This is a genomic window from Blautia difficilis, assembly GCF_014297245.1.
GTDB classification, from domain to species: domain Bacteria; phylum Bacillota; class Clostridia; order Lachnospirales; family Lachnospiraceae; genus Blautia_A; species Blautia_A difficilis.
In genome coordinates this window covers 1-2,531 of sequence record NZ_JACOQG010000075.1, presented here as the reverse complement: position 1 = coordinate 2,531, position 2,531 = coordinate 1, and the positions used below count along the sequence as shown (strand labels likewise).

3 protein-coding genes and 1 pseudogene are annotated in these 2,531 nt (G+C 34.1%); 2 read left to right on the top strand and 2 right to left on the bottom strand.

The features are described from left to right. On the top strand, window positions 1-200 hold a 200-nt coding region (locus H8Z82_RS16810; RefSeq protein ID WP_243176519.1), incomplete at its 5' end, for an ATP-binding cassette domain-containing protein. A 202-nt stretch (window positions 201-402) separates the two neighbouring features. Then, window positions 403-729, top strand: coding sequence for a DUF3784 domain-containing protein (locus H8Z82_RS16805; RefSeq protein WP_117801573.1), 327 nt, complete (start codon window positions 403-405; stop codon window positions 727-729). Between the two features lie 100 nt (window positions 730-829). On the opposite strand, the pseudogene H8Z82_RS16800 reads toward H8Z82_RS16805, so the two are convergent. Both H8Z82_RS16800 and H8Z82_RS16795 read right to left on the bottom strand, forming a co-directional pair. Further along, window positions 830-1,735, bottom strand: a pseudogene (locus H8Z82_RS16800) (IS256 family transposase); the annotation flags it as partial. Between the two features lie 147 nt (window positions 1,736-1,882). After that, window positions 1,883-2,531, bottom strand: a 649-nt coding sequence (locus H8Z82_RS16795; RefSeq protein WP_186995756.1) for a phosphotransferase, incomplete at its 5' end; no start/stop codon positions are given.

Genomic DNA, 2,531 nt, shown 5'->3' with positions numbered 1-2,531 from the left:
AAAAACAAAAAGTGGAATTGGTAAAGACCATATTAAAAGATGCGGATGTATATTTTTTTGATGAACCAACAGCACATTTGGATCAAGAGTCTCGAGATGAATATTATCAGTATTTAAAAAAACAAAAAGATAAAATTATTGTTGTAGTTTCACATAATAGTCAAGAGAGGCAATATTTTGATGTTATATATGAAGTATGAGTTTCCAATTTGACAAATTTAATATTTACAAAAATGTTTGAATTATCGATAAAAAGATGGTATATTGAAATAAAAATGAGTTTTATACTGGATAAAATTGAAAGCTTTATTTGTTCTTGGAGGAAGAAGTTAAGAAAAGTGCTATTAGAAAAGTATTGTTTTGAATTGTAAACTTTTATTTCTTACAAAGTGTGAGGTGATTATGATGAAAGATGTTATAGTTGAGCTACTTATAATGGCTTTTTTTCTACTTATAGGTTGTTTATTATTTAATGGAAGAGGCGGATGTTTTATACCGATATACAATGCACTCTCAGAAAAAGAACAGAATAGCTATAACAAGAAAGTGCTTTTCAAAGGAGTGGGCATATGCTATTTGGTATGTTCAATGTCTGTAGGATTAATGATTATCAGTAAATTATTTGAGGTTGTATGGTTGCCATATATTTCAGCTATAGTTATAGTTATAAGTGTTGTACTACTCAACATATGGATGTGTTTGAGTAAAAATATAAGAAACTATAAATGAGCAAGTTCGTGATTTTTCATAAAAGAAAGACACCTTAGAGTATGAAAATTTTTTGTGAAATAATGTTTAGAAGGTTCTTCTATGATAAATAAATGTCATTAGGAGAGCCTTTTTCTGTTACACGGTCTAAGGCTGCCAGGGCTTTTTTCGTCAGACGCCTGATAAATGGTCTTCAGGTCCGTGTCAAATGTTTTCCTGTCCTTATCAGGGACATATTTTAAGGTGTTTCTTACCTGGTGCACGATACAGCACTGATATTCGATTTTAGGGAAAACTGCAGCAATAGTTTTTTTGATGCCGGTTAAGCCATCTGCGCGGATGACCAGTACATCTTTTTCGCCCCGGTTTTTCAGCTCGTTCATAACAGAAAGCCGGTATTTTGCACTTTCATTATCACCCACACTAATAGTCAGAACTTCCTTCTTTCCTTCTGTGTTAATTCCCAGAATTACGTAAGCTGCAAGCTTTCGGATCACGCCGTTGTCCCTTACAGAGTAGAGGATCGCATCGATGTAGAGAATGGGATATACTACGTCCAGCGGTCGGTTCTGCCAGTCTTCAATCTGTAGCAGGATCTTATCGGTCGCATCAGAAATAAAGCTTTCCAAAGTCTCAAATCCATATATATCCTCGATAGTTTCTGAAATCTGCCGGATAGTCATTCCCTTGGCATACATGGAAATGATCTTCTGGTCGATATCGGAAATGTCTTTCTGACGTTTCTTTACTACCTGTGGCTCGAATGTTGATTTGCGATCCTGCGGCATTTCGATTTCCATAGAGCCGTACCGGCTGTTGACCTGTTTACGTTTATAACCATTGCGATAATCATCATTATCTGAGTGCTCTGATTTTTCATAGCCGAGATGATCATCCATTTCTGCTTCCATCTTTCCTTAATGGTACCGCCCAAGAGATCTTTGAGTGCGTCCTGAATATCTTCAGCAGATTGGATATCATACTCTTCAAGGAGCTGATGGATAATATTTCGTTTTCCCTCTGTCATTTATACTCGATGTACAGGTTTCTTTTGTCTTGCCATAATAAAAGGCCTCCTATGATTTTAATATTTTATCATAGAAGACCTTGATGATGTTTATTTTACAGAGATTTTTTCACCGGCTCGCTTTTTGAACAATATATTCTTAACAAATCAATTTACATGTAATTTTTTAATTCGCTTAATAAAATTCTCGCAACTTCCATATTTTTCACTGTTTGTTATAAGGTCAATACCTATAATGAGTAAATTCTTTCTAAATGCAATGTTATTACCTTTTTCATCCATAATTGACACCTCTTTTGCTAATGCAATGCCAATAGTTCTTCGTATAATTTCAGTTCCGGCATATGCAGCACTATCAATCATTATAGTTTTATAATTTTTTGGTATTTTTTCTGATAAATCTTTTTCGAAGGTTGATAATATATTGTAAATTATTTTAATAATAAACAAACAGTATTCTTCATTATTTGTCAAATGAAATAAATAATCAATTATTAAATTTGCCAAAAGACATCCAAGATCAAACCCTATTGGTCCCCAACAGGCGAATTCTGGGTCGATTACTTTTACTTGATCATTATTTACCATAAATGAACCCGTGTGTAAATCTCCATGAATAATAGATTGTTCCTCATTTTCAAAAACTTCCCGTAAACTTTCTACTTTAGCGTTCAATCTATCATTATGATATATGTGTTCTTTTACCCAACTTTCTAATTCAGCAGGAACTTTATTTCTACTTTTATTGCAGTGGTAGTCGGCGCCTTCAGTGGGGTGGCACCTGCCTGGCTGGATG